Origin of the sequence: Intestinimonas timonensis (assembly GCF_900626145.1) — a bacterium.
In the GTDB taxonomy this organism is placed as follows: domain Bacteria; phylum Bacillota; class Clostridia; order Oscillospirales; family Oscillospiraceae; genus Intestinimonas; species Intestinimonas aquisgranensis.
The window spans coordinates 494043-519985 of record NZ_LR130817.1 but is presented as its reverse complement, the minus strand read 5'-3'; the positions used below and the strand labels follow the sequence as shown (position 1 = coordinate 519985).

Here is a 25943-nt window from a genome sequence, read left to right as displayed (position 1 = left end):
TTATCTCCCGATTCCAATGAGCCGTCCAATCTGATTGACCATATCGCGTGTAACCTTGATATGCTTATCAACCGTAGACTGGTCGGCACCATGAATGATCGTATCGCCAATCTGCACTTCAATGGGTCTGCTGTTGTTGGTGATATTATTTACCGTCTTACTGCCGCCTACCTGCTTCATCACATCAGACAAAGTAGACTTGCCAGCATAATCCGGCAGATCACTCATTGCGTCAGAGAGCATATTGATACGATCCATCTGTGTGGTCAGATTGTCCACCATCTGTTCGCTCAATACCCACTCCTTGGTTTTCAGCAGAGAGAGTTGTTCGTTGGACTTGATATCTCCTCCGCCGACAATGCCACCCTCATGATAGGTGTACTTTCTGTACTTATCGTACAGCAGTTGCCCACCCACGCGATCTACGTACCAAACACCATCACTGCCGCGCACCGCAGTAATGCCATACTGTGCCAGCTGTGCGCCAAGCTCAAGATTGCGCCGGTTCAGATAGAGCTTGCCGGCAGCATCTTCATAAGCGTGCTGCTTGCTGTTTGCATACATTTCTTTGATGATCGCATGGATCATATCTTCACCGCTGGAGCTATTGTCGTAGGTAGCATTCCCAACTTGGAAATTTGTTCCGCTGGACTGCGTGGCCTTGATGTCTCCTCCGATACTTCCCAGAGCAGACACGTAACTTCCATACCGTTGTGCAGCAGCCAAGCAGTTATCCCAAGCATTCGTAATATCACTGTTCAGCACATCACCATACTGCGTGTTCCAACTGATCAGCTCGCTATACAGCGTATCCCAGTGAGACTCGATATAAGAGATTGCCATATCATAGAGCTTCTGGTGAGAAGAGATACTGTCTTCCAGAATCCCAATTTCCTTATCCTTCTCGTCATGATAGGACTCTTCCATCTTATCCAGAGCGTCCTCCTGAGCCTCCAGTGTTCTGTCCGCCTGTTCGTCGGCCAAATCAGACTGAAGCTCACTCAGTTCTTTGAGCAACGCCGCTTTTTCAGCCTGAGCTTCGCGGCTGTCATCCAGAGAAAGCATATCAATACGAGCTTGCAGCTTCGCAATCTCACGCATTTTAGATGCCATGGTCTTCTGGTGATCTGCCTCGTCTTTGCTGGCCTCCAATGACTGCTTCTTCAGGTCGATAATTTCAGAGTACGCATCCTTCATGTCCTCCAATCCGTCAATCTGATCTTGGATACGCTGTTTCAGCATATCCATTACATAATCGAGGATGTCGTTCAATCCGTTCTGCATCTCCTCTAACTCGTCCGTCACGCCACCCACGGTTTTACCAATGCTCTGTACGGCGCTGTCCGCCATAGCCCGAATTGCATTGATATTCCGCAACGCAGCTTGGTACTGATCTTCGTCCAGTCCAGCCAAAGCCAGATTTGCATAGACCAATCCCCAAGTTGCGTTAGTAGCCTGTTCGGTTGCATATAGCAAATTATTCAGAGTTGCGATATCGCCCTCAGACTTTGCCATACGAAGCGCTTCTACATAGGCCAAAGAACTCTCAATCGCCATCTGTTGCGTCCGTGCGGCAATAACCGCTTGGATGCGCTCTTCGTTGATGACAAGCTGCCCATTCTCATCAATCAGGTACGCTACGTACTTCTGCCCAAGCCCGATAATACTCTGCAAAGTATCTACGGTAATGAACCCGCTCTGGGCATACTCGTCCGCCGCGTCATGGAGTGTGTCATAAACATTTTGGATAGTATCAACCGCGTCGGAAGCCTCTTCAACGATACCATCCAGAAGCTCCGTAATCTGCTTACGGGCTTCCTTGATATCCTGTCCAAGTTCTTTCCAACTTTCCGAACCGTCACGATTTTCCTCGTTCAAGTCCGTCAGAGAATTGATAAGATCCTCAGTTTCCTTCCTCAAACCATTTGTGGCCTCCTGCAGAGTGTCGTATCCACCCTTACTATCGGCCACCAGCTCATTCAGGTGCTCCATGTTTGCGATCCAAAGTTCATTGGTATCGGCGTTATACTGTACCTCGAACCCCAGATTTCGCAGCGCCTTAACGTTGGAAGAGATCGTGCTTTCCCTTTGGTCATTCAGATTTTGCAGCGCCTCTTGCTCACGCTGATAGGCACCGATCAGCTGACGCTCCAAAAGGATTTTCTCTCTCAAATCGTCAGAGTTATCAATTTTGGTTTCAAGCTCCGCTCTGGCCTCTTGTGTCTTGCGCAGCCGTTCAACCGCCTCTCGATAGTCGTCAATGGTAGCGACATACTCTTCGACATCTTTCTTAGAGCTGCTACCCGACTTCGTATCGCTCTTGAAACTCTTCAAAGGCGTATTTTTCAACGCCTGCAAAGCCGCGATTTGTCCATCAATCTGGCTGATCGCGTCTTGGTACTTGGAAACATCCAGTTCAATCTGGGAAATAAAGTCCTCCAGATTGCTTTCCTTAGCGGTGTAGGAATATTCTGTCCCCTTAAAGCTACCGCTTGTCAGGTTGAGCTTAATGCCACTACCGCCAGTACCACCACCAGACCCACCTCGTACGTCAGCCGATCCAGCTACTGTACCGCTTGCAACACCAGCAATAGCCTTAGCTGTCTGGTGTGCCTGCTTTGCGACAGAAGCAAGATCCGTCTTTACGCTGGTCAGGTTGTTGTACATCGTCTGCGCCAGATCATAGGCAGCTTGATTAAAGTTGCCATTTACATCCGTGCAGACCTCAGCCGCTACCCGGTTGAACTCTTCCGCATTTTGAGCCATAGCAGCCGCCGCCAGCTTAAACGCAGTCGCCTCATCAACGCCAGCATCAATCAGAGCCTGAGCAACAGCATTACCGGCATTGATCCGATACTCCGCCAGCTCTTTTGAGATATCTCCCTCACCCTCAGCAACCGCTTTGGCAAGGTCAAGCTGCGTCTGAGCTGCTTCCATCTTGGCCTGCAAGACTGCCTTTTCAGCTTCCAGCTGGGCAATTTGCCCATCAATCTGAGCATCCAATTCAGCCTTTTTGCCTTGAATGAAAGAGTTTACTACGCCCTCGTTAAGGATAATCTGACCATCAGCCGCTACTTGGGCATTGTTCATGATCTCAGGATAGACCTTGGCGAACTCCAAAGCCTTATCCAATGACATGGTAAACCCGTTGGCTACCCCAGCCTGCAAATCTGCAAGCGTCCGGAAAGAATCAGAGATAGTATCAATGGTAGTTGCAACATTCGAGAAGTTTTGCAAGGCAGAAGTATATGCGTCCAGATCACCGGTGATTGAACCGTACAAACTGCTGTAGATCGCCAACTTGCCCTGGTTTTCAGCAATCGCCTCGTTGTTTTTCTTGATTTCCTCTGTAGCGTTGCCGATCATGCCCGACCACAGACCACCATCATTGCCAAGGTTACGCTGCTCCTCGTAATACTTAATGCTCTCTTGCAGGGTGGCGTTACGCTCTTGAAGCGAGTCGATCTCCTTTTGGATCTCGTCCATCTCGCCCTGCATTTTAGCATTAGCGTTTTCTTTCCATGCCGCTGTGTTGAGCTTTACGACGCCGTTCTCCTCGTAGAGGTAGTCCAGATATTTTTCCTCAGCACCGGCAAGAGACTCAATAGTTTCAGCAGACAATCCGCCGCCACCGGCCATATCACTTTCGGCAGACGCCAAAGCATCATACGAAGACTGCAACCCCGAAATAACATCGGTCAGTTTTTCCAGCTGTGCGATATATACAGAAGTGCCACCGTTGTTTGTGGCCTGTTGCATTGCTCCGCTGAACTCCGGGAAGGTATCGTTGGCAAGCTCCAAAAGAATCTTCTTATATGCCTCAGAATACTCCGTGCTATCCTTGATCCCCTGGATATATCCGTCGAAAGCATCCTGAGTATTGATATCAGTAGTTTTCAGCGTCTCTCCAAGGTCAATGACCGCCTCATTTTTGAGGAAGTTCTCTTGAGCGGAGTTATAATCGTCTACGAGTCCCTGATAAAACTCAATCTGCTGCTGAACGTTGTTGAGGACATCTTGGGATGAGTCCCCAAGCCAGCTATCAGCCATGCTTTGCCAACTATCGTCACTCAAAAGTACGTGCTGGAGTTCTTTGTACATTGCCAGGACTTCTTCTGCGTTCTTTCCTGCCAGTGCATAGCTAATACTGATTTGCCCGTTGACATTTTCCCACGCATCATTAACATAACCGATCTTTCGCAAAATCTGGTCAATGCCACCTGCGTCAGTAACAACGCCAAGGAAATTCGTTCCAGAACCTTCAGCGTTGATACCTTGGTTATATCGTGACATTGCATCACGGTACTTGGTATCCAAAGTATCTCTGGCGTCATACGCTGCTTGCAGTTTAATGTTGTCGAGCTTCTTGATCTCGTCATCCAGCTTGCCATTAACCAGATCAAGATTATCAGCCTGCGCCCCAACCAGATCCGTAATATCTTTCTGGATACGCTTCGCCGTCTCTCTGGCAGAAGAGTCGAAGTCACCGGCAGTTGCCAACTCTTTATACTCTGCAATCAGATCGGCAAGCGAATTACGCTGATCATTAGCCGCCTCCGCAGCCTCAGTCATAGACTGACGAGCTTCTTCTGCCCGTTGCTTTACGCTTTGCCATACCTGAGCCAAAGCCATGACAGCAGTAACTGCCAGGGTAATCCATGTCATGGGGTTAGTCGCCATCGCCGCAAATGCGGCCTTGGCGTTGGCACCGAGAACCTTCAAAGAAAATGCCTGCTTCTCATTCGCTGCGGTCTGTTGCAGAGCAGCAACGATTGCTTCTTTCTGAGCAGCCGTCAGTTTCTTGGAGTTTAGGATCTCGGTCATCATTGCGGCGGTAATCTGCTCGGTCGTCCGCTTCTCGGTAGCTTTCGCCATATTCTTGGCAAGCGTAGCAGCAGTCGTTTTATCCGTAGCGGCCTTTTCCGCCAACTCTTGGATCGTATATCTCTGTGCAGAAGCAATCAGACTGGTCATTGTCATGACCTGCTTCTTCTGCTCCGCAGTCAGTCCAAGTGCGCTCATTGCTGCCGCACGCTGAGACTTATCAAGTCCCATCAGCTTAGTAGCATAATACTGTACACTTGTGGCGCTACCGTCCATAACCACGCCAGACGCTCTTATAGCCTCTGTCACCGGAAGGACAGTGCTCTGGAGCATATTCATTTCGGCACGGAATTTATAAATCAACGCAATCGCACCAACAAGACCGATTGTACCAAACAATCCCAGCTTCTCCGTCAGCTCGTCAATCCCGTTGGAAACAAGGTTCAAAGCATCAACAACGAGCTTCATATCGTCGGTCTGGAACAGGTTCTGAGCCACACCAACCCATGTTTCTTTCAGTGCATTCAGCTTATAATCCAACGATTGCGTAATCTTGTCCATCTCGCGTCCTGCGCTGCCGGCGCTCTCTTCCATCTTTACGATGGCACTACGCGCCTGATCAAAGTTGGACAAAATCGCGGCACCAATCTGGGCCTGCCGTTTACCGAACAAAGCCTCCAAAAGGTTAGCTCTATTCTTATCGGTCAGCTCATCCCAGATATCCGCAATATCGGACAGAATGTCATAGGTAGAACGATAAGTCTCGGGATCGTCCGCCTCAAACAAACTGATACCCCGGTTATTATTGCTTGCGACCTTAGTAAGATCGGCAATCGTACCGGTCAATTCGGACACGTCTGCGGAGTATTCCTCCGTCTCCTCATCATAGCCACGGATACGCATTGACAAGGTTTTCAGACCGTTACCAACCGTCGCCGCGTCTCTTGTGATTTCGATAGCGGCGGTCGCCAGAGCTACCGTTTCCTCAAATGTATTGTTTGCAGCAGCCATAGCAGCAGAGCTACGGGTCATAGCCTCCACAATATCACCGTTGGACACGGCGAACTTATTACCCACTTCGTTGACCTTGGAGATAATACCATCCAAAGAGTCTTCAACATCGAGGTCGTAAGCCTTGATGATACTTACCAAGCCGTCTGTCGCCTGGGTAATATCCATGTCGGGAGAAATAGCTTCAAAGATAGCAGAGTTTTCTGCCAGCTTTGCGGCATCTTGCATAGCATAGCCCAGTCGTGCCCATTCCGCCGTCTGAGAAATAACTTCCTCAGTGGTTACACCCAGCGCTTTGGCTGTGCCATTGGCACTATGATAGAAACGGTCATACTCCTCTCTGGTCGCGGTCGTGACTTTTTGCAGGTCAATCATGGCCGTATCCAGATCAACGATCGTAGTAAGTGCAGATCTCAGCAGCCGGAACGCACGGAAGAGAAGCGTAGTAGCAGATACCCACTGGAGTACCTTACCTACGTTGTTCTTCAAAATGTCGCCCAAAGACTGCATATTCTTTCCAGCAGCTTTGACCTCAGATTTGAACGTGCTAAATTGCGCCGTCCATTTTCTCAAATCCATCTGATTGTCAACGCGCTTGAGGTTTTCACTCAGCTGTTGAAATTGCGCATTAAGACCGGGATCTTGCTTCAATGCACTCCACGTTCTTCCAACTGTTTCCAAATCCGCCTTTGCTTTCTCCAAGTTTTGAGTAAACTTGAAGTCGTTGACATCACCACGCTGGACGCGGAGAAGTTCAGACATTTCCTTACTGCAAGCACCAATCAGAGATTGCAGCCGCTCATATGTCGCAACCTTCTCCCTATCCCCCATATCAGCGCCATACTGTGCCGCTGTCTCCCGGAGCAGTCTCATATTCTGCACGAGATTTTCTGTGGGGGCCACCACCTGGCTAAACTTCGTTTGCAAATCAGCAATGGTAGACGGGATACTCTGCATTGCGACATCATAATCTCGCGCTTTGTCAGCCAGCTCCATCTGGGTATAAACCAGTTGGGTACCATTCAAAAGACGGCTCTGTTCAAGAGCCGTCGCCTGCTTCGCATATTGAATAATATCAGCATAGGGAACCAGCTGTGCCTCCAGAGCCGCCCGTTGATTATTCAGCACAGACAGTTGACCTTGCAAAGCCAGCAACTTGTTTTTGTCGTCGCTGGTATTCAGCTTTGTCATAGAAGACTGAACAGAGGTAATCTGCTTGTCCAGAGAGATCAACTGAGTATAGATCTTGTTCGCACCACGCAGCCGCTCCTGGAAGACAGCCACATCATTGTTCAGCTGGTCAAAACTGTTGAGGAAAGCTACCAACTGATCTTTGGTACCGACGCCTTGCAAAGTTTTCTTCAATCCGTCGATCTTACTCTTAAACGTGTCGGTCAGTGTTCCGGCAGATTCCAGTCGTTTCTCCAAGGCTTCCAGCCCGGAAAGCTGATCGGCCTTGATAGAACCGATGTCCTTTGTTCTCAGCTTGGTTGCTACATACTCGGCGTTCTGGTACTCTTTGACCAAACGCTGCAAGCCGGAAATCTGAGCTTCCAGATTAGAGCGTTGAACATTATCCAGCCGCCCTTCGGCGGCAATCATGGTCTCAATCCGGGCATTGACTGCGGCGTAAGTATCATTCAGCGCTGTCAAATGAGCGCTATCCGTAATCGGCTTTACAGAAGTTTGACCGACATAAGCGGCTTGAATATCAGCCAAAAGAGCCTTTTGGCGATTCAAGTATGAAACCCTTGATTCATTGTCCTTCTTGGCCTGAGCCGCTACCTGCTCCTGCTCTCTGCGCTGACGCTCCAGATTTGCAGTCACATTGGTCAAATGGGTATTGATTTCGCCCGTCTCCGCATTATAGGTTTGCAGATACGTGACGGTTCTCTGCATCTGATCCGTACCCTGAATGGTCAGATTCAGCATACGTTCCTCTTCGCCGTTCACCGCTTCCCAGCGGCCAGTGATTCGGTCAATCTGGATACCCATTTGATCCAGTTGATCAGTCATGGCACGAGAGATGTCGGGGCTGACCTTCAAATTATTAAGCTCAGTCTTAATCTTGTTGACAGAGCTTTGATCCAAGCTCAAAGAAACACCAACGCTTTGGGATTTTGTTGCTCTGGCGATTTGCTGAGTAATCCGCTGAGTTTGAGACTGAATACCAGCTTCGTCCAGAGTTACACCAACCTTGATGCTGCTTTTGGAATTGATCAGCTTTGCAATGTTGGGAAGTTGCGCAGAAATACGTTGTGCGGAAGCCTCTTCATCAGCCTCCAGCTCACTGGTCAATACAATTTTCAGATCTTCGTCCACATCTCTCACCACCTTTTTCTGTTAAATTTCATTTCACATTGATCCCCTGTCGTCTCAGTCCAGCTTTCAAAGCATTTACATGAGCGCGGCTTTCTTTCAGGTGCTCAATGGTTTTTGCAGTAAAAGGACGAGGCTCCATATAGCGCCTACGGCTGGGAAAATCATAGTGATAGAATTTATAACCGTCTCCAAATTCCACCAGCTCAGGTAGATTTTTACCAGTCGTTACCTGATCGTCGTTCATACAGCCACCCGGATTCGGTTCAGTCATATTGACCACGACCATCACGCCGCCCTTTGCTGCTCCGCCTCGGATTTCAATGTTGTAGGGATCTCCCAATCCGCCGTATTCTCCACGGCGACGGTACATCCGAGGGGTATAGACCTTGTACACCTCAGAGTAGATGGTGGCAGCTTCTTCATCCTGGACTTCCTCAAAGACTTCTTTTGTCATTGCGTCGTCGATTTTTGCCATAAGCTGCTTGTTTGCCTTTTCAAGCGCTTCCCGAATGTTCATGCCGCCACCTCCCACTCAATAATTTTCTTTGTTGCTTACGCCTTTCTTGAGTTCAGCAGACCTTGCAGGATTCCACCTTCACCCAGTCCTTTGGTACCTTCGGAAAGGATACCGGCATACTGCATGAGCGACTCCGTGTCGATATCCTTCACCTTATCGGCCAATCCCTCCAGCAGATCGCGGAGAGCTGTATCCGTACCATGATCGGCAAGAATACTGCTCTTTTTCCAGTCGATAGCCTGCCCGCACAGGGGAACCATCTCATTCAGCATATCCTGATATCCGGCGTTCTGGACGTGATCCAAGTCCATAGCCAGATACAGCTCATTCATGGCATCCACATCCAGAGCGGGGACACCCACTTCATCTGTCTCGTTTTTGAGCGTCATGGCCGGGATATTGGTACACATCTGGAGAATAGTAGCTCGCAGCATAGGCGAGACATACTCAGGGCGGAACTTGCCCGTCGCATCGAAACATCCAGAGACCACACGATTCAGAAAGGTGCTCTTCTCTGCGATAGTCAGAGCTGTATGGAATGACACCTCAAAAGAGCTGTCCCCCACAGTAAACACCTGGGTGTAAGCATCTTCCTTCTTGTTCTCTTTCAGAAAGGCTTTCACCGTATTTACAGCGATTTTCTTCATTTTATTGATCCTCCACAAGATTCATTGCCGCACGGAACGTCAGTTCGTCGGCGTGTTGGCTGATCCAGCCGCGATGATTTTCTACCAGTCGGCACACCGCCGTCCGATCATCACCTGCAAACCAGTTCAGATAGGGGACAAAACCGGAGCGCTCCGGGTGATCGAACAAATCATTCTGTCCCTCATGACCGATTACGATGATTTTGCAACTGTCATGTAAACGAGTCAGAACCTTCTTCAACTCGTCAAAGTAATAGTTCTGCGCCTCGTCGATGATTACCACTTTGTTCTCAAAGTTGGTACCACGCAGAAACGTGTGCGTAGCGCACTGGATATATGCGGTTTGATACTTCTCGTTGACTGCACCATCGTAAAATGCAGTATTGCGATTTACACCGATTTTTTCCAATGCTTCATAAAATGGCTCAAAATACGGCTCGGATTTTTCCTCGATCGTGCCCTTCAAATATCCCTGCTTCTGCTCCTGAGTAGGAGAGGCAATATAGACGATGCCATTACACCGTCCGTATTGATAAAGCAAATTGGCTGTGGCTGTAGCAATCAGTGTCTTGCCGGTACCAGCTTTAGCATTGCAAAACACAATCAGCTTCTCCGTGTCCCAAATAGCATCCCGAAAAACTTTCTGGTATTCATCCAGTCTCAGTCCATAAAAAGGATGCTCCTGCAGGGTAGCGGGGACATCATAGATTTCCATGCTGGTATTTTTCTTTGCCATATCTTCTTCACTCCTATCAAAGAATGGTATCAATGTCAGTTACGATCTCGTCGGCAATACCCAACACGATCATTTCTTCACTGAACAAGAACCAATCACGGCGATAGTTCTGGTCGTAGACTTCCTCCGTGATTCGGGTGCTGGACAAGATGTACTCCTTCATGCGTTTTTCCAATTCCTTGGTAAACTCCAAGTTGTCCAACATTTTGCCGATGCTTCCGATCGCACCGGAAGATCCATCATGAATGAGACAACTGGTATGAGGAAAGACATAGCGCTTATGGCCGGCCATCAGCAGAAGTCCGCCAGCGCTGTACACTCGGCCCATACCGATCGTGTAAATCGGTGTCTTGGACAGGTGGATCATGTCGATGATGTGGAGCACCGTGTCCACGCTGCCACCATCCGAATTGATGAAGATTTTGATGGGCTTACGCTCTTCCGGCGCAATTCCCTTATCCTCGGCGTTCCACTTTTTGATATACAAAGCGATATCAATAGTGGCGTCGCTGATATCGTCATTCCAAAGAATCTCGCGCTTTTTCAACCGGCGATAATATTCCACCATAGTGGGATCAGGCAACGTAGTGTCTAATACCCCCCCCACGTCGATAAAATCCTCGTTAAACTCCTCCATGAGCTTCTTGGTCATCTCGTTCTTTTTCATTGAAGTCGTCCTCGCTTCCGATTTTGATATTGTTTACGACGTAATGCCCAATCATCGTGGCGTCCGCCAAGTTGTCGTTTTCAGTAACGATCCCATAAATATCCCTTGCAGCTTGCAGCGATAGGATTTTTGATGTCTTTTTGCCCGTAGGTTCGACAGATGTGATCTTTGACTTGATCTCCTTTGTCGTCCTACCTCTTGCTTTGCAGTAATTTTGCCATTGTGTGGGTGCTACCAAATTGTACAAAATATTCGTTTTTTCACACATATTCACGAGTACGCCCTGTAGTTGAGCCAGTTTTTTGAAAGATTGAACATTCTTTCTAAGCTGAATGTCTTCCAAAAACACCGCATCAATGTCGTGCGTTCGGATCACCTCACTAAGCAAAGCCTCAATGTGCAAAATTGCCTGCTCGAATGTATAGTTCTTGCTATCAAAGCCCCACGTCCCATAGTCCAGCAGTTTCTTTCCCTCATAGTCATAAACCGCCCATGCGCCGTGTCTGGCTTGGTCAACGGCCAAGATTTTCACCCGTCTCACCACCTTTCTTTATGAGTCTGAAAAAGGAGGGCCGAAGCCCTCCTTCCCATTACTCCTGCTGCGGCTCAGCCTCGTTATTCACCTGTTCTTCGGCCTTGGTTTCCTCCGCTTCGACTACTGCTTTCTTTGCCCTACTGTTTTCGTGCGCCAAAGCATAGATTTCCGCCAGCAGTGCTTGCACACTCGGCGTATATTCTGCCGTATTACGAAGGTCGATGCCGCGTTTCCGAAGAGCGCTATATGCCTGTTTCGCATCGTGGTTAGCCTGATACCCCATGAGCACCGTCCAAATGTAGTAGTGCTCAGGGGTGTCAGTATGAAGCCTCCAGCTCCGCTCTTTCTCACAGGAATAGCAGGTTTTGTACGAAGCGCCGCACACCTTGCAATTCCGAATCATGGTAAACCGCCTTACTCCTCAAAGAGGATGTAGCACAGCTCCGCGTCGTCGGCGCAGTAATCCTTCAGAGCAGTGAAGGAGAAGGGGTGCGTACCTTCCGTGGTCAGGTTGACCGTGAAGTTGTTGTCGATCTTGGCCTTGGGGAAGACAATCTTACCGGCACGCTTGACAGACGGGTTGCACACGTCAGCAGCCAGAATGTCCACGACATACATCGCGGCCTCGGCAAAGCTCTCGGCGCTGTCCACCAGCTTGACGGCAGAATCAGTCTCGTACTCATAGAACACACCAACAGTGGTTCCGACGAAGGAAGCGGGCAGAGTGATAACCTTGCCCTCGATCTTGGCGTTACCCTCATCAACGCCGACCTCGATCATGCCACTGATGTTCTTGTCCTCGCTCATGGTGTACACGGCAGCGGGGGCAGAAGTGGGCACGTGCTTCAGCGTAGCGGTCTTGGTGCCCTTGTCATCCGTCACGGTGAGGATAGCAAAGTCGGCACCCTTGACCTTCTTGGAGCTATCGGCCACCTGTACCTCAGATCCGAGCTGTGCGCCCATCAGGTTCAGGTTCAGCAGAGACAGCTCACCAGAGAAGTTCACACCCTTAGCGGTGTCGAAACGGGCGAGCAGGACGCCCTGAGCGTCAGTCTTGTCGGTAGACTCGCCGGTGAACTCGATCTGGGGACTCTCCACGCTCGTACCGGTGAAGTCCACCAAACCCGTTGCCAGGTTGATCTGAGTGATCCGACGTACCTTGTCGATGACAAATTGAGTTGCGTTAAACATGGTATTCATCGTCCTTTCTGTATTTTTTCGGGATCATTTCAGATCCCCCATCCAATGCAGTTCCTTTTTGTCGAGCTTCTTCATATCCACACAACCGCTGTAAATGCCCTGCATTACGAAGTTGTAGCTCTTATGCTTCTGAACACGCTCTACGCTGTCCATAAAAACACCGATGGGCAACGTCCATACGTCATCCCATCGGTACTTAAATTCTGGGCAGTTTGTCAAAGAAGAGATAAGAGGTAGCAGTAATGATTGAAAAGGCTTCTGCATTTGCAGTGCCATTTCATCCCTGTCATCCTCAATCATGATTTTTCTCGTGGCGTCATTAAATCCCGTATCCACATTCTTTTTCAGCTTATGGATTTGACGGAGATAGTCAGTCATGAGCTTATGAATAGCTCGGTCGATCACCACTTGATCTTTATTCTTCAGTACAAGGTCTGGGAGACCTGTTTGTGTACCGAGCTTAAAGGTCGTGAAGTCCATATCCCCAAAAAGGATAGACACCTCAGATTTTTGAAGCGTCTGAAAAAGGGATATGAAAAGGTCGTATTCGTCTATCTTCTCCCAGAAGACATGAAGTTTGTCCCAGATTTCAACTTTTCGATCAGCGGGTGTCGAACAAATAGTGCGTACCAGTCCGAAATACCGCTGCTCGCCAAAATCTACGATTTCCTCCAAGGTGGGTTGCCTGATCAAGATTTTATCGTTGATCTTGTATCCCTCTCCACGAAACAATTTCAGCTGATCAATCAATGATACCAGCCTCCCTATTCATCTCGTGGGTAACGTACGGGATTGACCACCCGGAGTATCCTTCGTTGAACTGAAGCTCATCCGCCGTACTGAGCTTGATCCCACCCAGTCCGAACAGGGGCTTGTCCCCGTTGTTCAAAATGCGATCCACCTCATCTGCCAGCAGATCCGCTCTGGAACCCTGCAGCAAGTCAATCTGGTGCTCGTTACAGATAATATAGACAGTAATCCCTGTCTCCTTAATCACATTCGAGTCGGTATAGACCACACGACTACGCATCGTGATAAAGTTTTTGTCATCTGTTTGTGTACCAGGGACATAAAAGTGGGTTTTGATGAGGGGTTCCGCAGGGCTTTTACTACCCGTTTTGAAATCCTCAAACTCCGCCACGTTGTTCCCTACGTTACAGAGCAAATTGACCACCGCCTGATTTTGCAGCAGCTTTCGTTTCAGCAAGATCTTCTGTTGAATCATCGAATCAAAATGCGGCACCCTCATCACCTCCTTACCAGTTCACAATTTGGATTTTCATAACGGCCTCACTGCCGGAGGCGTCGTGGATTGCCTTGATCTCAATTTGTGTTCCCACAAATACGGGATCATCCGACGCCCGCAGCGTGATAACGCCGTTCATCTCATCGACAATGCTGGCCGCGCCAGCAAAGTCATACTCCAAACGATATTGGAGTGGATCAATAGGAACGCCACTCTCATCCAAGACTTGGACACGGATTTGTTTTGTCTCTCCGCCTGCGATCTTGAAATCGCCGTCCAGGTCTGTCAATGTGATATGGACGCTTGCTCCCGAGGTTTCCTCTGTCCCACCGGGAACAGAAGTATAGTAATCCGCCACCATCAACTCGGCGTTATCGGTAGCGGCATTGAATTGGTCTTCCAGTACGGCCCATTGAATCAAGCCATCCTCTGCACGTTCGTCGCCCACTGCATACGAGATCGGATCAACTCTGGTGATACGATAGGCTGTTGGATCGACCTTGTTCTTGTCCATCAAGAGCCGGGTCTGAGCGTCCAACATAATCGTTTCTTCATTGTATGGCAGATAGATCAGGTGCTGGTCTTCACCAACCGTCATCTGCGTTTTACCCGCCTCACCAGTGCCATACTGTGTGCTGTTTGTGCTATATACGGGGTATTCTACAATCTCACCTGTCAAAGGGGAGACGAATCGGATAGAGTATTTGCACTTCCAGAGTACCGCCTTTTCATAAATGCGGTTGTTATCCGGCAGCGAACTCACCAGCCAAAACGCCCCGTCGTGTTTCACGTACTGCCCACATCTCAAGATACCGATATTGCAAAGAATCTGTCTAACCGTTGTGCTGTTATACACATCGCTGGTTTTCTGTTGGACAATAGCTCTTACCTGCTGCGGCTCAGTTCCAATCGCCTTATCGTAGATCAAAATATCAGACCCGATAAAGGAATCGAGCACTTCCTGAAAACCATCTTGGCCGTATGCCCAAAACTCATCATCCTCAAACCCGCTGTTGAAAAGAGGGCGTGTCATTCGATACCAGCTTTTGGATTCTTCTGACATATTGCTACCCCCTTATCCATACGCAGGATCTTTCTGACGATGAAGCAAAACTTCAACCTTGGCGATCTGGTCGTCAAGTTCCTGTTTTGTTACACGTTTGGTCGCATCTTGGCCGGTTAGCTGAACATCCTTTCCATAGATCCCGTTCAGCGCCATTACCCTGCTCAGTTCCCTTTGCAGGTAAGACACATACATCATCTGGGCGAGAGTACGAACGGCAATACTTTTCAACTTGCCAGAAAACTCGCGTGTCTCCTCGTTATACCCGAGGTCACAGCCCAAATTCAGTTCAAAATCTGCTACCGCTGTGGATAGCCATTCTGCTTCCAATGCCTCCGGGATCTCATATTTAGTCAAAGGCATGGAGTGGAATTTTTGCTCAACGTCCGCAAAGGTCGTTTTCTTTTCGTCCGCCATAATCCACACCTTTTCCTTTCATCGGTTAGACCTTGGCAGTCTCAGCCAGCTTGCGCAGAGCGTCCACCTTCCAGGACTCCGCGTCCTCAGCGCCCGCACTAAACGCCAGCTCCACGAGCATTCTCTTTTCGGCGTCGGTTTTCACCATAGCTTCCAGCTGCTCGTTGAACTTGGCTTTGGAGCGAATAGCCAACAGTTCCTTAACGCTTTCCTCATTCAAGAGGATAGGAGTGGAAACTTCGGCGTCGCCCAGGCCGAACAGCTCCTTACGCTTTGCCTCGTCCACGATCTGAATACGGGCATGATTGCCCATACCATCAGTGCCGGTAAACATCACGTTGCCGGTTTGGATCTGAGCCAGAACCTCCTCTTCGGAGAGGAGGGGGAAATTCCGAGCTTTGCCCGGAATTGCGATATCGCCCTGCCCCGCCAAACGCCGAAAGCCCAGAGGCCAGGAGCAAAGGTTGTTTACCAGAACATTATTCGTTTTCATAACGATTCCCCTTTGATTGAAATTAGGGGAGGGGTTTGCGCCCCTCCCCGTTTGTGCCGTCATTCAGGCATAAAAAAAAGACCTCTCACTTAAAAAGTGGGAGCATCAAAGTTCGTATCGGAGATCAGACCGATCTGATCTTCCATGCCCTCGGCAACGCCTGCGCCGAACTCCATATCGAAGCGGGTCAGGTGCTGACGGGTTACGATGTCGTCGCCAGTCATGGTGGTCAGTCCGCCACGCAGGAAGACCTGCAGAGGAGACACAGAACCACGAGGCAGGAAGAACAGCAGACCCTGGGGCATATACAGGTCATAATCGGTGCCGTCCTTGTTCAACTGAGTCCAGTTGATCGCGTTGGGCAGCTCGGTTACGAAAGCACCGTTGTACATACTTACCAGACCAGTCTGGCGGATTTCCTCGGCAACAATGTTGTTGGCGTAGCGGATCTCATCGGCGGAGAACTGCTTGAAGCCAGCGAAGTCGTTGAACTGAGACACTACGCTGTAATCGCCGGCAATGTTGACCTTACCATAGCGACGCATGGACTTGAGCATATTGTCAACAGCGGTCTTGGTGATGCCGTTGTCCTCAGCGAAGTGCTTCACACCCTTGGCGTTTTTCAGGGCGTTGTACAGAACGGTCATGACGTAGTAGGTCATCTTGTTCTGCATATCAATCTGCACTTGGTTCATACCCTCACGGATATTGCCGTCGAAGTTACCGTTCTGAAGCTCGCGGTAGTCAACAGCAAAACCAGCAGAGATGGTCTGGGTGCCGATCGGATACTCACGCCAATTCACAGCGGCGAAGGGTACGTCGCTGCTGGATGCCTGGAATCGAGAATCGATGCTCTCGTATCCGTAGGTCTTCATCATGGGAGCCTCGTTGTAACCGATCCGGCGATATGTGCCCATGAAGTCGAACAGGCGAACAACCTCCAACAGCTTCGGCTCAATAGAGAACCGGATGATGGAGTTGATTTCGCTACGGGCGGCGTTATCGCCGTCGATAGCCTTGCTGGACAGCTCTTTGATGGTTGCCACGCTCTTGTCCAGAGTCTTGTCGTCAACCTCGGGGCGCTTACCGGCGCTCAGAGCAGAAAATACCTCCACGATCTTGGAGTTCTGCTTGACACGACCAGTATTCACATCAGTCTGAGCGTTGCTCATGTTGATTTCATAAATCGTGCTCATCGTTTATCCCTCTCTTTCTCTTCTTACTGCACGCGGACAACGACGAGGACGCCCTTGCCCATGTATGCGGTCTTCTTCGTAACCTCGAAGTACACCTTGTAACCGGTTACGTCGGTGCTCTTAGCGAGCAGGCCATCCGTACCAAAGACCAGCTTATCGCCAACAGAGATGCCGGCATAGTCGGTGCTGATCTCATAGCTGGCAAACTCCATCTCCAGATTTGCCACAGTGGTCAGGTCGTCGGCGCGTACCTTCTCGCCGGCCTTGACCGTCAACGTCTCCTCGAAATTACGCATTTCGGGCTTGTCGTTGATATTGCTCACGATGCGGAAGCAAGCCTTAGCCTCCTCCTCAGAGGCGGGCAGGTTGGCAGTACGAGCGGCGCGATTCAGCACCACACCCATGCCGACCTTCAGATCGACGGCGGCATTAACGTCGCCAACGTTCTGCACGTTCTTGTAGTAACCAATCGTCTTAGCCTTCATTGTTTTTCATCCCTTTCTTAAAATACGTCCACGTCGGCGGGATCGGTGTTCTCCTTCTTGCCGGCGTCATCCGTCATGCCAAATACGTCAATCTGGCTGGCGGCATTGGTTTCTGCGATTTGACTCTCACGAGCCGCCTGCACCATAGCGGTGCAGATTTTGCCAACGATGCTGTTGATCTCTACGCTGCCGGGATTGGAATTGAAAGCGTCGATATCTTCCTTGGCAACTGCACGTTGCTCCTCGGTGTAGGGGGCCAGTGCAGCATTCAGTTCTGCCACGGCAGCGGCGTTCTGCATTTCGGTGATTTTGGCATTAGCCTCAACGAGGCTGGCCTCTGCCGCTTCCTTCGCGGCGTTAGCCTCAGTCAGTCCGGCCTCTGCCGCTTCCTTCGCGGCGGCTTCCTTGTCGTAATCCGCCTGAAGCTGCTTGATATCAGCTTCCTTCTGTGCGATGTCAGCTTTCAGCTGGCTAATCTCAGCCAGAAGCGTGTCAACTTTGGCCCAATACTCCTCCCACTTGGAGTTGACCTCAGAGACAGCACCAGTCACAGCCGCCATCAACTCGTTCTTGGTCTTCTCGTCCATTGTTCCATCCTCCTTGTCCAGTTTTTTATTATTTAGCTCCATTACGATGGCGGCTTCATCAGCCGGTTTAACACTGAGAATCGCATATCCGCTGTAATCGTAATACTGCGGAACACGACCTTCCTCTTTCCAACCGCCGGAGTAAATAATGTATCCATCGTGCTCGGGCTTACCCACAATTTCCACGGAACCCTTAACAACAGAGTCCGCCATATTTTCGCGGAGCCAAGCAACAAACTTGGGATAACGCATTTCATCCAGCGTTCCTTCTGCTACCAAGCAGCGTTTAGTAACGCCTCCGATTTCTACGTCATCCACATACGCCTTGTCGAAGTGTCCAACCATAGTGGCGTCTTCAAACAAAGGCAACTTATCCTCCTCCCGTACATCCGTCATACCGTGGTTGTATGGAACGTCCCGATCTTCGGTCAAAAATTCCGCTACAATCGACATTCCGACAACGGAGTGGAGGTTAGCTTGAACATATTCCTCTTTCCACGAGATTCCGTTTTCCTGCCAACGAGTGTTATCAGGGAAGATCTCATGCAATACAACCTTGATAGGTCGTCTGCCGGCAATCTTATTTTCACTGGAGATCTCATAGATAGGGGCAAAAGCTCTCTCAGACATACTCTCACCTCCTTATCCTGACGGAGAGGGGCTTGCGTTAGCATTATTAGCCTTTGTAGACTCTGTGCTTGAATTGACCGGAGGATCGCCACCGGTGCTCTTGTCCACATCACCGTCAGGCGCATCCTTACCGGTAACAGTAAACGAGGTCTTATGCACAGGGTACTTATTCTCAAAGTCTTCATCCAACTCAAGATCCATAAGAGAGAGGTAGTCATCCACGTCAAACCCTGTAGAGGCAATCCATGCCATCAAGCTGCCCTTTCCACGGGCATACAGGTCAGAGAAAAACTTCACCTGTTTTTCTCGATTGACAAAAGTAATGGGAAGCACCCGGAACTCCACCCGGTAGCTGCCGTCCCTGATTACGTTGTAATTCAAGCACTTGTTCAGCTCTTCCACCAAAGCCTCAATCCACGTGAATACGTTATTCGCAACGATTTCCATATTCAGTGTGGCCGTGGCATAGTTACCCGTAGAACTGCCACTCAGAGCAGCAGCAGCCACGCCGATGTCCTCATTCACATCCTCTTTGATGGCATTTTCGTTTTCCTCATTCAAAAGGGAGAGATCAACCGGAAGCCGATCCATCTTTGTGCCAGAAGCCAAAGAGAAGAATGATACACCGTTTGTGTTGCTGCGTTGCGTCAGCGCTTGCTTGACTGTGTTATGCTGGTTTTCTTGCTGTGACTGAGACAGAGCAGATGTACCCTTGTCCTTTCCCTCGGGGAAAGTCTCATAGTAAATCTGGTTATTGACCGTATCCAACACACGCCGCTTCGTATTGATGAAGTATTTGGCGTAGTCGATATCGTCCAACGCGGCTACTGCAAAAGGCACACCGTACGGATCGTTCTGTCCGCTCTTGATCTTGGTTACAATCGTCTTGCGCCAGTCCAGTCTCTGCCAGCACGCACCATCCGGGAACTCTCCATTGGAATATCTGCGCCATCCTTCTTGAATCTGACGAGGGAAGCCTTGCAGCTTACGCTTACGATCTCCCTCTGTCATGGCGCTAAAATACCGCAGGTCAAACGCTACTTCGTAGCAGTTGTTCCTGCGGCCAATGATTCTTGTATATTCTACCGGCAAAGAAATAACAACACAGTTGACGCCGGCTGAGTTAATCTCGGTGATGCCTTGGATATCAAGATCAGTCAGCGCAAGCCGATCGTCTACTGGTACTGTTCTCGTCTCCATGTACCCCACGTACATACCCTCATTGGCATCGTGGAATAGACCGTCACGAATAACCTCCTTGTAGCGCATCGACCGGAGCACGCTGGTCATCTTGTCCATGCTGGCACGATACCCTTTACGGGAGCCTCCCGCTTTCTTGGGCTTAACAACTACCACATAATCAAGGGAGTGAAGACTAACCAGGCTATCAATAGCTGTCGTCACCGTGCCGTTTGAGTAATACGCCCACTTCGCCCATTGACGCAATTCAGAGATGTACTGCATAGGATCTCTCGCCATTCGCGTGATTTCTTCCGTGGAATACGGTGCCGTACATTTCGTACCGTAGTTGACCACGTTCAAATAAGACGAACCCAAACGCGTGTTGAACTCATAGGTCTTGTCGTCCTGCGGCGCACTGTTTACTTGCGACATAGGTACTGCGGTCTGCGTTTCAGATTGATTCCGGCCCATAATCCGACCAAAGAATGATTTTCCTGCCACTTGTCTTCACCTCCTTTAATTACAAAGTGTTACGTATTCATACCCGGAGCTATCCGAGAAAAGATCCGCCTCCAAAAGTGAAACGAAATAGTTGCCATAAGATACTGATGTATACCGGTCTTTCCGCGCACCTGGGCGTTCCTCAATCTTAATGAGGTTGGTCTGGTTCTGCACAGTATACTCCAACCCAATCATCTCATTGATCAACGCCACTGTCTCAAGGAAAGGACGCTCATAGAAAAGTTGGGTATCTACATCGGCAGAGACATACTCAGGATACAAGCGCTGCAATTCTTCAACGCCCTCTTGGTTGCTTACCATGAGTTCGATCATCCGGTTATTCAAACTATCCCGCATAGAGACAGCAATTTTGCTGTTCAGCTCCAAGGACGCCTTAACCGAGAATACCGCCTCTTTCTGGCCTGCAATTACGATACGAGCTTTCAGCTTATCATCGTTCATACACGTCCAAGGTTCGTATTCTACGTTCCGATCTACGTCATAAAGCACTTTAGCCAAAGCGTCGTAAATAGCGACACCCGCGTTTCGTGTATCCAAAACGCAATAATCCGCCTCAAAGTCAGCGAACAGCTGCTTAATGCGAATGGCTTGTTTTGTCGTTTCAAATTCTGCCTGCGGCTCCATATAGACTACCTGCCGACGATATCCCTGCTTGACCTCAATATGATCTCCGCTGGTATCTGAGACCTTATACTCCTTGCTCTCAGGGAGAGCACGAATGCAAGTAAATACCGAGTTATCGTTGCCGGTACCGCCCTCCGGGGCAATATCGCACGCGATAATACGGATTTCTCCTGCCTGTTTGGGAATTGTGTGCTTTGCCTTGACCTTTGACAGTACGTCCTCGTTCTTCCTTGGATAAAACGGACGTTTCAACACGCGGTTCTTGTTCAGCATATCGTAGGTGAAGTACGCATGAGCATTCTCGGCCACCATCTGATTTTCATACTCAATCGTCCAGGCGACCCTATCCAGCTTCTTTCGCTCCTTCACCAAGAAGTCACGGGTTTTAATCTCGTGCTTCAAAGCGATACTGTAATCCATACCAATCAGAACAGATTTGCCCTTGCCCAACATATCGCGGGTCACGAGCTTCATGTAGTCCCACATCCAGTGAGATTTGTACCATGCAGAGCTGATATAGATTTCTTTCGGTTCCTCTTTCAGTTCTTTGTACTCGTCGGGGTACTTGATTCTGAACGGAATCTGCCGCTGGAACAGCGTAGGAGAAAGAACCGTGTCGATAATGCTTTTCACAATCATACGGAACTCTTCATAAATGAAGACCGTAGCACGGTATCCACGCACATTCTCATTGGCAACCAATACAACAATAGAGCTTCCGTTATTAAACTTCACTTCGATATCGTTCTGGTTGTCCTTGATGGTCTTAATCTCCTGTTGAAGCAACGGAGATCTTGGCAAAATCTCTTTGGCGATTTTTTCTGATACGATCAATCTCGCCTGCTTTTTTGTCGCCGAAGCTACGACGATCAATGATCCAGGCCGCAAAATTGCTTCTTTACAGGCATAGACCGCAATGATAAATGACTTTGCCGCACTACGAGCGGCCACAATGCAGATACTCGGAAAAATATCCATCAGGTACAAAATGATGTGCTGATAGAGATACAGAGTAATTCCGAAATACCGCTGCACAAAGCGGCTGGGGTTCCTTCGCCAAAACGTTATCCAATCCAATAGCTTTTTGACAAACTCAGGGTCGTTCAATTTGCTATTGGGTGAGAAATGTTCATGGACGTGTTTTTGCCGCTCATCCATCAACGCTTCGTAATCCATAACTCACTCCTCCGAATCAGACAGGCTAAATTCCTTGTCCAGTTCCTTAGAGCCGGTCAATAGATTGCGAAGAGGTCTGGTCATGAACCGCTCAATATACTCCTTCAAATGATCGAAGTCCGCATACAGCTTCTTGTCCTTGTAATATTCAGCCGGACAAAACTCCTCGATATCTCGAATCATTTCTCCCAAAGGACTCAGCTGCTTTTCAGCCTCAGCCTTTTTCTTCCGGTCTTCGATCTCAGTAGTAGCTGCGTCAATCTGCGACTTGTAGCTATTCGCAGCCGTACCAATGTTGGAGTCTCCCTTCTGGAGTAGCTTTCGCAGGTTGAGCTTCATGAAACAAATTGAAACATACAGCTCCTCCTGCCGCTTATCCATCGGTTCGCCGTATCGCTTTACCCAATCCTGATACTCATACTGCATAGAATCGTAGTCGCCAGCATCAAAACCGACACCAAACCGGCGCACAACCTCCTCGGGCGTCTGGATGTCGTCATTTTTTGCCACATCCTCCACCGTAGGTGCGTTTTCCACATTGGCCTCCCAGCGCCGCACCAATGTATCAGAGTAGGTCGTTGCTCCGTCTACCTGGCTCAAATTCAGTCTGGAAATATAGGTACTGATCCGATTGCGACTCTTTCCATTGCGGCTCTCACTGATCTTTCGTGACGACGCCCAGATATCCAAATCAAAGTACATATCCGTGATCTGGCAAATCCGCTCTGCCGCCGCATCTTCGTCTCCGTCATAGAACTTTACGTACTGTTCGTAAAGCTCTGCAACACAGTTCTTACAGATAGAGACAAAGCCGTTGTTGCCCTTATAAATAGGGGACTTTGAACGGCCAAAATTAGTCTCCTGTTTTTTGTACTTGTGGCCGCAGCAGGTACAGCGATATTCTTCATCGCTGATTACACGCGGCTCAACTTCGGTAGGCTTCGCATCTTTCACTACCTTTTGTGTAGCCGGTTTCATCAGCTGTTTCTTTGCCGCCACGTCCGCGACCTCCTTTCTATATGACAAAACCTCGGAAGTCCAAAGACTCCGAGGTTTTCTCAATCGTTATTATTTCTTCTGGTGCGCCTGAAGGGATTTGAACCCCCGACCCACGCATTAAAAGTGCGCTGCTCTCCCAACTGAGCTACAGGCGCATATGTTGTATGAAGTGACTCCACTCCCGGCCTCACCACACACCTTTACCTTGGATTCCGACCGCCATTCACAGCCGTGATATGTTATCTTAATCAGGCAATAATTCCGATTTGCACGGTTACTACACTTATTTATCCTCCATTGCTGACTACCATTAGAGGGGCATACTTTCCCAGGCTCACGAAGTCCCGTTGGGGTATGCCAGCCCGCCGCGCTCCTGATCGGCTTGCCGCTTTGCTTACAGCGTTTAGGTTGGTCTATCGCGTTTTGCCTGCGCCGGACTTTCACCGGAGGGAGCGACCCCAATCTACCTGCACACGGCCAATTTTTATTTTACCGACGTGTCAGAGCCGTCACACGTCATCATAGGTAGTATCCTTACGGACTGGTGGGATGAGAAGGAATCGAACCTCCGACGCGCAGGGCTTCAACCTGCCGCTCTTCCAACTGAGCTATCATCCCATAGCGCTACGCATTTTTGTTTATCGGCATTGCACAGGACAGCGTAGCAAAGTCCACCGTCCCCTATCGCTGGAACCGCGCCGCTTTCGTACCGTTTGTCTTGGGGTCGTTAGAAAGCAGTAAATATCAACACATCCCGTTGGCGGCGGAAGTAGGACTCGAACCCACAAGCCGCTCATCACGACCAACAGTTTTCAAGACTGCTCCCCGCACCTACTGGGGTCAATTCCGCCACTTGTAAAATTTAGGCACACATTATTTTTTCAAGCTGATCGTACCCAACCCGAGCTGCCCATTCTGCGTGCTCAAAGAACACAACAGCCTTTCCATGATCGTCTCGAATGTATAGGCAAAGTGTTTTTGCTCCATTCACCGGGGACACATAATACATTAAAGATCCAAACGGGAACTTCATTGAATCACCCACTCGTCAATTTGAACCCGACCTTATTTCAGTTGCATATCGGGTAGCAACAAATATTTGTATGGTAGGGGAGGTGGGAGTCGAACCCACTCAGCTCGAAAGCAACGGTTTTACAGACCGCCCCAGCTCTCCAACTCTGGCGCTCCCCTATATTTACTATTCTTATATTGGTGCGGGTAGAGAGGGTTGAACCCACGACCTTCTGATTAAGAGTCAGCTGCTCTACCAACTGAGCTATACCCGCATATGGAGCTGGTGGACGGACTTGAACCCCCGACCTACTGATTACAAATCAGCCACTCTACCGACTGAGCTACACCAGCATATGGAGCTGACACAGAGACTCGAACTCTGAACCTATTACTTACGAAGCAACCGCTCTACCATTAGAGCTATGTCAGCATGGCAGGGGTTGAAGGACTTGAACCCTCACCTACATCGGTTTTGGAGACCGGAGTGCTACCAATTACACCAAACCCCTATAAAAATGGCGACGTGTACGGGACTTGAACCCGTGACCTCCGACGTGACAGGCCGGTGCTCTACTCTTCTGAGCTAACACGCCATATACAGCAACCATTTATGGTTGCATTTTTATTTTGCAACCAATTTAGGTTGCATTGGTGATGCGTCCGGGGATCGAACCCGGAAATTCCACCTTGAAAGGGTGGTGACTCTACCAATTCGTCCAACGCACCATGTTGGTACTGCTAATGGGACTCGAACCCATACGGGATTTCTCCCACCAGCACCTCAAGCTGGCGCGTCTGCCTATTCCACCATAGCAGCATATTTGGATTTATTTGTCCCAATCAATTAAAGGGTATAGATCATAGGGCGAATCCTCAGTCGCAATTTTCTCATATCCGCCATCCACAATACGCCATAGCGTATGCTTCTTCTTTTCTGGATTTTGGCTGATCTGGTACTGCTTGCCCGACCTCGTTGTACACAGCACACCGGTACCGCACTCAGAGGCGGAAATCTTTTTAACGATTTTTGATGTTTTTTCTTTCGTTACGCCCGAATCTTTCTTCGGCATGATTGCACCTGCTTTATAAATTATGGCAAGGCGCTTCCAGTTGGAAGCCTTATTGCGGCAAGCAGTTCATGAGACTGCTCTTTCTGTTATAACAACTTGTGCGCACAAGCCCCTTCACAGATCCACCTCTGGTACTCCCAACGAGACTCGAACTCGTATTGCCGACTTGAGAGGCCGGCCTCCTATTCCAGTTAGAGGATGGGAGCATATATAATACGGGTAAGGATTTACACCTTACATAGTTGGAGTTTTAGGTTATTCCTTCGTGATTACCCTCGGCCTTTCATGTTGCGTAGAACTGGCGATCAATCGCAGCTGACTCGGAGTTACTTTTTTACGGTTTACATTATCCGTTCACCAACCAACCTATAAGAAGCCACACTTTAGCGTCTACTTATTCCGCCACCGTATTTTTTTGGCAGGGATGGCTGGACTCGAACCAGCGAGTGAAGGAGTCAAAGTCCCTTGCCTTACCACTTGGCTACACCCCTATATGGAGATACCGATAGGATTTGAACCTATGATCCTGGGGTTGCAGCCCAGAGCCTTGCCACTTGGCTACGGTATCATAAGCTGACTTCAGCGGTAATGGATGTCAGCCCCATTGATTAACGCCCCACTCATAAGGCCACCGCTATTTATAATATCGTTTCGCCCAAAATGGGAGAGCTGTGGTGGCAGTAGCAGGACTCGAACCTGCGTCTTACGACGTATGAGGTCGTGCTGGAGCCATCTCCAGTCATACTGCCATATACGGTTTGCGTGGCTCACATCACTTGT

The 25943-nt window shown here is 49.3% G+C and carries 20 protein-coding genes and 15 tRNA genes; all 35 read right to left on the bottom strand.

What is annotated here, in order from left to right:
• Positions 1-8157 (bottom strand): phage tail tape measure protein, encoded by an 8157-nt coding sequence (locus tag E0E29_RS08945; protein WP_242622437.1) that lies wholly within the window; start codon positions 8155-8157, stop codon positions 1-3.
• 28 nt (positions 8158-8185) lie between these two features.
• A complete protein-coding gene (locus E0E29_RS08940; RefSeq protein ID WP_130849581.1) occupies positions 8186-8674 on the bottom strand; it encodes a hypothetical protein in 489 nt (162 codons plus the stop codon).
• A 35-nt stretch (positions 8675-8709) separates the two neighbouring features.
• Entirely contained in the window at positions 8710-9321 is a 612-nt protein-coding gene (locus E0E29_RS08935) for a hypothetical protein (RefSeq protein ID WP_130849580.1), read from the bottom strand.
• A gap of 1 nt (position 9322) precedes the next feature.
• Positions 9323-10057, bottom strand: coding sequence for a PhoH family protein (locus E0E29_RS08930; RefSeq protein WP_130849579.1), 735 nt, complete (start codon positions 10055-10057; stop codon positions 9323-9325).
• 16 nt (positions 10058-10073) lie between these two features.
• Positions 10074-10724: an ATP-dependent Clp protease proteolytic subunit gene (locus E0E29_RS08925; protein ID WP_130849578.1), complete on the bottom strand. Its 651-nt coding sequence runs from the start codon at positions 10722-10724 to the stop codon at positions 10074-10076.
• Positions 10681-11256, bottom strand: coding sequence for a crossover junction endodeoxyribonuclease RuvC (locus E0E29_RS08920; RefSeq protein ID WP_165449850.1), 576 nt, complete (start codon positions 11254-11256; stop codon positions 10681-10683). The genes E0E29_RS08925 and E0E29_RS08920 overlap by 44 nt, the downstream gene beginning before the upstream one ends.
• A gap of 58 nt (positions 11257-11314) precedes the next feature.
• Positions 11315-11662 carry a hypothetical protein gene (locus tag E0E29_RS08915; RefSeq protein WP_130849576.1) on the bottom strand — a complete coding sequence of 116 codons (348 nt, stop codon included), beginning with the start codon at positions 11660-11662 and terminating at the stop codon, positions 11315-11317.
• Positions 11663-11673: 11 nt separating this feature from the next.
• Positions 11674-12450, bottom strand: coding sequence for a hypothetical protein (locus tag E0E29_RS08910; protein ID WP_130849575.1), 777 nt, complete (start codon positions 12448-12450; stop codon positions 11674-11676).
• 33 nt (positions 12451-12483) lie between these two features.
• Positions 12484-13209 (bottom strand): hypothetical protein, encoded by a 726-nt coding sequence (locus E0E29_RS08905; RefSeq protein ID WP_130849574.1) that lies wholly within the window; start codon positions 13207-13209, stop codon positions 12484-12486.
• On the bottom strand, positions 13202-13702 hold the full coding sequence (locus E0E29_RS08900; RefSeq protein WP_130849573.1) for a hypothetical protein: 501 nt from the start codon (positions 13700-13702) through the stop codon (positions 13202-13204). Before E0E29_RS08900 ends, E0E29_RS08905 begins: the two co-directional genes overlap by 8 nt.
• A 13-nt stretch (positions 13703-13715) precedes the next feature.
• Positions 13716-14768 (bottom strand): hypothetical protein, encoded by a 1053-nt coding sequence (locus E0E29_RS08895; protein ID WP_130849572.1) that lies wholly within the window; start codon positions 14766-14768, stop codon positions 13716-13718.
• A 12-nt stretch (positions 14769-14780) separates the two neighbouring features.
• Complete coding sequence (locus E0E29_RS08890) at positions 14781-15185, bottom strand: hypothetical protein (RefSeq protein ID WP_130849571.1); 405 nt, start codon at positions 15183-15185, stop codon at positions 14781-14783.
• 25 nt (positions 15186-15210) lie between these two features.
• Positions 15211-15678 carry a hypothetical protein gene (locus E0E29_RS08885; protein ID WP_130849570.1) on the bottom strand — a complete coding sequence of 156 codons (468 nt, stop codon included), beginning with the start codon at positions 15676-15678 and terminating at the stop codon, positions 15211-15213.
• Positions 15679-15767: 89 nt separating this feature from the next.
• Positions 15768-16874, bottom strand: a complete 1107-nt coding sequence (locus E0E29_RS08880; protein WP_130849569.1) for a hypothetical protein — start codon at positions 16872-16874, stop codon at positions 15768-15770.
• Between the two features lie 23 nt (positions 16875-16897).
• On the bottom strand, positions 16898-17359 hold the full coding sequence (locus E0E29_RS08875) for a hypothetical protein (RefSeq protein ID WP_130849568.1): 462 nt from the start codon (positions 17357-17359) through the stop codon (positions 16898-16900).
• A 17-nt stretch (positions 17360-17376) separates the two neighbouring features.
• Positions 17377-18576: a hypothetical protein gene (locus E0E29_RS08870; protein ID WP_130849567.1), complete on the bottom strand. Its 1200-nt coding sequence runs from the start codon at positions 18574-18576 to the stop codon at positions 17377-17379.
• 12 nt (positions 18577-18588) lie between these two features.
• Positions 18589-20259, bottom strand: a complete 1671-nt coding sequence (locus E0E29_RS08865; protein ID WP_130849566.1) for a hypothetical protein — start codon at positions 20257-20259, stop codon at positions 18589-18591.
• Between the two features lie 15 nt (positions 20260-20274).
• Positions 20275-22080, bottom strand: a complete 1806-nt coding sequence (locus tag E0E29_RS08860) for a terminase large subunit domain-containing protein (protein ID WP_130849565.1) — start codon at positions 22078-22080, stop codon at positions 20275-20277.
• 3 nt (positions 22081-22083) lie between these two features.
• Positions 22084-23079, bottom strand: coding sequence for a hypothetical protein (locus tag E0E29_RS08855; protein ID WP_130849564.1), 996 nt, complete (start codon positions 23077-23079; stop codon positions 22084-22086).
• Positions 23080-23158: 79 nt separating this feature from the next.
• Positions 23159-23234 (bottom strand) — tRNA-Lys (locus tag E0E29_RS08850).
• Positions 23235-23621: 387 nt separating this feature from the next.
• Positions 23622-23697 (bottom strand) — tRNA-Phe (locus E0E29_RS08845).
• 140 nt (positions 23698-23837) lie between these two features.
• Positions 23838-23930: transfer RNA gene (locus tag E0E29_RS08840), tRNA-Ser, on the bottom strand.
• A gap of 253 nt (positions 23931-24183) precedes the next feature.
• A tRNA-Tyr gene (locus E0E29_RS18110) sits at positions 24184-24270 on the bottom strand.
• A gap of 19 nt (positions 24271-24289) precedes the next feature.
• A tRNA-Lys gene (locus E0E29_RS08835) sits at positions 24290-24365 on the bottom strand.
• Positions 24366-24368: 3 nt separating this feature from the next.
• Positions 24369-24444: transfer RNA gene (locus E0E29_RS08830), tRNA-Thr, on the bottom strand.
• 3 nt (positions 24445-24447) lie between these two features.
• A tRNA-Thr gene (locus tag E0E29_RS08825) sits at positions 24448-24523 on the bottom strand.
• A 1-nt stretch (position 24524) separates the two neighbouring features.
• Positions 24525-24602 (bottom strand) — tRNA-Trp (locus E0E29_RS08820).
• 7 nt (positions 24603-24609) lie between these two features.
• Positions 24610-24686, bottom strand: a tRNA-Asp gene (locus E0E29_RS08815).
• Positions 24687-24742: 56 nt separating this feature from the next.
• Positions 24743-24819, bottom strand: a tRNA-Glu gene (locus E0E29_RS08810).
• A gap of 4 nt (positions 24820-24823) precedes the next feature.
• A tRNA-Leu gene (locus tag E0E29_RS08805) sits at positions 24824-24910 on the bottom strand.
• Positions 24911-24920: 10 nt separating this feature from the next.
• Positions 24921-25163 (bottom strand): hypothetical protein, encoded by a 243-nt coding sequence (locus tag E0E29_RS08800; RefSeq protein ID WP_130849563.1) that lies wholly within the window; start codon positions 25161-25163, stop codon positions 24921-24923.
• A 129-nt stretch (positions 25164-25292) separates the two neighbouring features.
• Positions 25293-25369, bottom strand: a tRNA-Glu gene (locus E0E29_RS08795).
• Between the two features lie 210 nt (positions 25370-25579).
• Positions 25580-25654 (bottom strand) — tRNA-Gln (locus E0E29_RS08790).
• A 3-nt stretch (positions 25655-25657) separates the two neighbouring features.
• Positions 25658-25731: transfer RNA gene (locus E0E29_RS08785), tRNA-Cys, on the bottom strand.
• A 104-nt stretch (positions 25732-25835) separates the two neighbouring features.
• Positions 25836-25912, bottom strand: a tRNA-Met gene (locus tag E0E29_RS08780).
• Positions 25913-25943 lie beyond the last annotated feature (31 nt).